The 4,722-nt window shown below is 46.6% G+C and carries 5 protein-coding genes and 1 tRNA gene; 1 reads left to right on the forward strand and 5 read right to left on the reverse strand.

What is annotated here, in order from left to right; genetic code table 11:
- Positions 1 to 216 precede the first annotated feature (216 nt).
- Positions 217 to 1,422, forward strand: a complete 1,206-nt coding sequence (locus tag Q0668_RS04480) for a site-specific integrase (protein WP_298860408.1) — start codon at positions 217 to 219, stop codon at positions 1,420 to 1,422.
- Positions 1,423 to 1,447: 25 nt separating this feature from the next.
- Here the strand turns inward: Q0668_RS04480 and Q0668_RS04485 are convergent.
- The 5 genes from Q0668_RS04485 to Q0668_RS04505 all read right to left on the reverse strand — a co-directional run.
- A tRNA-Arg gene (locus Q0668_RS04485) sits at positions 1,448 to 1,521 on the reverse strand.
- A gap of 144 nt (positions 1,522 to 1,665) precedes the next feature.
- The gene (locus Q0668_RS04490; protein WP_298860412.1) at positions 1,666 to 2,151 is read right to left on the reverse strand and encodes a DUF6717 family protein; all 486 of its coding nucleotides are present in this window, start codon (positions 2,149 to 2,151) and stop codon (positions 1,666 to 1,668) included.
- 100 nt (positions 2,152 to 2,251) lie between these two features.
- Entirely contained in the window at positions 2,252 to 2,800 is a 549-nt protein-coding gene (locus Q0668_RS04495; RefSeq protein WP_298860415.1) for a hypothetical protein, read from the reverse strand.
- 21 nt (positions 2,801 to 2,821) lie between these two features.
- Positions 2,822 to 3,940 (reverse strand): hypothetical protein, encoded by a 1,119-nt coding sequence (locus Q0668_RS04500; RefSeq protein WP_298860419.1) that lies wholly within the window; start codon positions 3,938 to 3,940, stop codon positions 2,822 to 2,824.
- Between the two features lie 75 nt (positions 3,941 to 4,015).
- A partial coding sequence (locus Q0668_RS04505; protein WP_298860421.1) for a molybdopterin-dependent oxidoreductase occupies positions 4,016 to 4,722 on the reverse strand: 707 nt, incomplete at its 5' end.

Consider the following 4,722-nt stretch of genomic DNA (forward strand, 5'->3'; position numbering starts at 1 on the left):
CTGCCTCAGAGGGTTTTCCGTCCACATAAACTTTCCAACCAGGGTAATACAGATTGAAATGAAAAAACCTGCTGATTAAGACCTGAACGGGAACAAGGCAATCTTGACAGAATTAGGACTTACAGGCAAGAATCGCACAGGATGCCCTGTAACGCGATGGAATGAAATACGATGTTTACCACTCGGAAACGGGACAGATTAAAGGAGATTGAAGCAATGGCAGCAATCAACGTAATACTTGTTAAGCGACCCGACACCAGTAAATATTACGCGAGATGGATTGATCCTGTATCGCTACGGGAGCGACGCAAGAGCACAAAGACGAGCATTAAGCGGGATGCGGAGCGGTTTGCATTGAAGTTGGAAAAGGAACTCAATGAAGGAACATATTTTGAACAGTCGAATACAAAGTGGTCGGACTTCAAAGAACGATACGAAACGGAAGTAATGCCGGGCTTCGCTCCTACTTCTGTTGATAAAGCAAAGCTGGTCTTCAGGCATGTTGACAATTTTATTAAGCCTAACTTGTTAATCCAGATTGATGCTGCAGCGATCAGTAAAATGGTTAAAAAGCTACGGTCGCAAGGGCTAGAGGATGTCACAATCAAAGGCTATTTGATTTATATCCGGTCTGCATTGAGCTGGGCGCATTCCATTGGATTGATACCGTCTATTCCAAAGTTCCCGAAGTTCAAACGGATTCGAGAAGAGAAGGCAATGCGCGGGCGTCCGCTCTGTTTGGAGGAATTCGAGCGGATGCTGGCAGTCGTCCCAGATATCTGCGGAGAAGAACAGGCCGAATCATGGAAGTTTCACTTACATGGCTTGTGGTGTTCTGGCTTGCGTCTCACAGAGTCATTAGACCTGTATTGGGATCGTGAAGACAAGTTATCAATTGATCTCACTGGAAGGCGTCCTATGCTCAGGATTCGCAAAGAATCGGAGAAAGGCAACAAAGACCGATTGCTCCCTATCGTTCCTGAATTCGCTGCACTGCTTGAGACAGTACCAGAGGACGAAAGAACCGGCCCCGTATTTAATCCACTGGCCAGGAAGAAACGAACCGAACGAATGCTACCGTCAACGATATCAAAGCAGATAGCCGACATTGGAGAGAAGGCAAATATTGTGGTCGGTGATAAAGGCAACATCGACAAGGAGACCGGCGAGAGAAAGCCCCGGTTTGCTTCTGCTCATGATTTACGGCGTTCCTTTGGTGAGCGATGGTCTCTCAAGGTGATGCCTGATGTGCTTATGTTACTAATGCGACACTCGGACATTGATACGACCATGAAATATTATGTTGGTCGGAATGCTCAGAAGGCTGCAGACGTGATTTGGGGAGCAGATGCGGATTCATTGTACAATTCGTTGTACAGTCACAAATCTACCAAAATCCCAAAAACCAGCCAGCAAGATTAAGCCTGCAATAACAGGCATTTTACATTACCCCCGGCAGGGTTCGAACCTGCGACCTATGCTTTAGGAAAGCATTGCTCTATCCAACTGAGCTACGGGGGCCTATGATCTGCCCTACTATAGTAGGGCCTCTGGTGATTCGTCAAATCACTCATTCCGTGCTTTTACTTTGTAACATGAAAATTGTCAGCGAAAGCCCTGCTCGTCCACCGCATTTCGAAATCCACCGAGGGAGAGACTGATCTCTTATCCTTTTGGTTCGGCTTTGACATAGAGTTCCAGGGGGGCGGTTTTGTAATATTTGAACATGGCGGGGCAGATCCAGCCCTCCATTTCGGAATCTTCAAAGCGGTAATAGTTGCCGCCGGAATCGCCGCGTAGCCAGATTAGTTTTTTCTGATATTCGGGAAATGGCTTCGCGGAAAAGATGAGTCTGAAACCCTCGTCTGCATTGGGGATGTCTGCGACAATGACATCGATCATTTCAGGAACGCCGGCGACGAATGGCTCCTGAACAAGTCCTGCTGAGCTGTCATCAAATACCCAGGTACCCTGATGCTGATACGGGGCGATCACCATAATCGCGTTTTCACGCGGCAGCTGACTTGCGAAGGGCGGCAGCTTGAACTGCCACATTATGCCGAGGGCGATCAAGATCAATCCCATCACCAAAAGGAGCAGCTGTCGCCAATGAACACCTTGCTGTTTTGGTTCGCTCGAATCGCTTGACATCACTTACCTCCAATTCAGATGAAACACTGATCTGACCACGAATGCCAGTTTACCACAGATCAGAGTAGATAGCCAAAATAATATTCCTGCTTCGAAGAGATCACTTGCCAAGGGCATCCCTCGAAATCAGCTCATCATAATAATCTATGAATTTTGCTATCGTCCATTGTTCGTCCCAGGCGCGAAAAACCAGGTCATTACTTGGAATACGGCAGCCAAAATGCTTTTCGATTTCGAAGCGAACAAATATAGGAGTCAGATCATCAAAGGGTCCCCAGAAAAGAGGACCAAAGGGATCTTCGGGATGCAACGGCGGTGGTGATTCAATTGGTTTTTCCAGGCCAATCACTTCAGAGATTATTAAAGCTATTTTTTGTTTTTGTGGAGTGTCGAGCCATTGCTGTGTTTGATACCAATTATTCATGGTTTCGCGTGCATCCAGCTGCTCGACAATCTCGTCTTCGATAGGAGAGAGCACTTCTCGTCGAAAGCGACTCCATCTGAATTGCGCGAGAATAAATGCCACAATCCAGCCAGCAATAGGAATATATTTGATTTTGTATTCAAAACATTCCGGTGAAGCAGGAGACATATTAGGTGGTGGCCATACTTTTGGATAATTGAGTGGTTGATATTTAGGTTTACACATCTTGTGATCCAGCTTTAGAACCTACGCAATCGCTTCTGCATAACGATTCATAATCAACTCGCTGTCTAGCGCCTTTAATCGTGGGAGTGCCAGCTGATAAATTTCTTCTGCTTGTTCTCGTTCACCTATTTTTGCCAACGTGATTGCCAGATAAGCGCGATTGAGATCAACAAATAATTGCAAGAGTGGTTGACTGGGGGCAATCGGCAACAATCCTGTTTGACATTTCAGAAAATGTGACTCTGCGACGCGGAGGTTCCCCAGATTAAGTTCAAATATTCCTTTAAAATACAGGATCAAAAGTTCAATCAGTTCGCCCATGTGTTGTTGTTCTGCATCTTCTAAAAGCTTGTTGGCCAGGCTGTTATCATTTCCGTATTTCAACAACCCATAAGCATAGTCGATGACTACCGTGGGATTCTCAGGGGCATCCTCATAGGAAAGACGCAAACACTCAACAACCTGATCATAGTCTTTCGCAACCTCATACAATTCTGAGAGGCGTCCCAGGTACATCCAACGTGGCACCTCAGGCGAATCAACAAAATGATCCATCATCTCGAGCGCTTGATCGAAGTTTCCTAAAGCGGCTACGGCAACAGCCTCACGACCCGTGAGTTCAAAATCAGGAATTTTGCCTCTGAGTCTGGGGACTTGATCAAGGACCTCTTGCCATCTTCCCCAGGAAAACGCATGCAGCATTTTGTCATATTTTTGGCGAGGTGAAAAATAGGCGACCCAGAAACTGATTACGATTGGAAGACCTAAACATACAAAGATCAGGTAATCAATTTCACTGACCTCATGAGTTCGCATCCATCGATAGACAGAGACACCGATAATTATGATTAAAAACCAGCGCATCTGCCAATAGGCTTTGCGCAACATAAACAGAAAGAATTGAAACGAAGTGAGAAACTGCAGCTCGACCATATCAGCGGCTGTGAAATGCTCTTCCACATCCGGATTTGGTGGAAACAAGGCTGAAGCAGCGGCGGCTGCATCATCACTGTGAAGAACGATGTCGGTAAAGCCCTGAGATTCGTACTGCTGATACGCGTCTTGCGAATTTTCTGCATCAACTCGATGCGTATCGCGTTTGCCTTTTTCATCGGTTGCCGTGAGTAAATAAATTGGCATCAGCGAGCCTTTCTATCACCAGTTTTATTCACACCTGATGGTTGAAACAACATATAACAAATTCTTACTGAATCACTAGCTCACCACAATATCCTTCTGCTCGATGGCAACGTGACCCGATTTCCGGAAAGGACGGGGCATGGGCTGCGCTTTGCCGTTGGCGTCGATGGTGCGGCAGCGCAGCGTGTATTTCCCCATGGGTAAGGCGGGCATCAATATCGCCCAGTGGGCTTTCATCAAGGGCATCGGCCATGTATTGGGTTCTCCGGTTTTGTTGTCGAAGCCGATAGTTTCGAGGGGAATTTTATTGTCTGGCAGATCGCCGCCCCATTGATGGGCCGTCGGTGCAGAGAGTATTTCAGCATCGACCCAGGGCGCTGTTGTGAAGTAACGGTCATCCCTGGTAAATTTCTCACCGTTTTTCTGAATCCAAACTTGAACTTTCGCCAGCCCCGCGGTTCCCGATTGAGCATAACCGGTAATCGGAATTGGCTGATTCGATTTGACTTGTTTTGGAAACGAAAGTGTGGAAGCATATGTTTTCAGAGTGCTGTCGATATCATTATTCCCATTAGCATAAGTATCGTTGGCGTGAAACAAATTGGAAAAGTAAACGTGAGTCAGCCATTTTATGTTTTTGAATCCATACGATTCGGGAATGACCATCCGCACCGGCGCTCCACGTTCTGGGGTCAGCCACTCGCCATTCAGTTTGTAACATAAAATCACAGGGGGCAAACCATCGGGATCTTCCAGCACACGATCAATTGGTAACGAACTTT

The sequence above is a fragment of the uncultured Gimesia sp. genome, assembly GCF_937910335.1.
In the GTDB taxonomy this organism is placed as follows: domain Bacteria; phylum Planctomycetota; class Planctomycetia; order Planctomycetales; family Planctomycetaceae; genus Gimesia.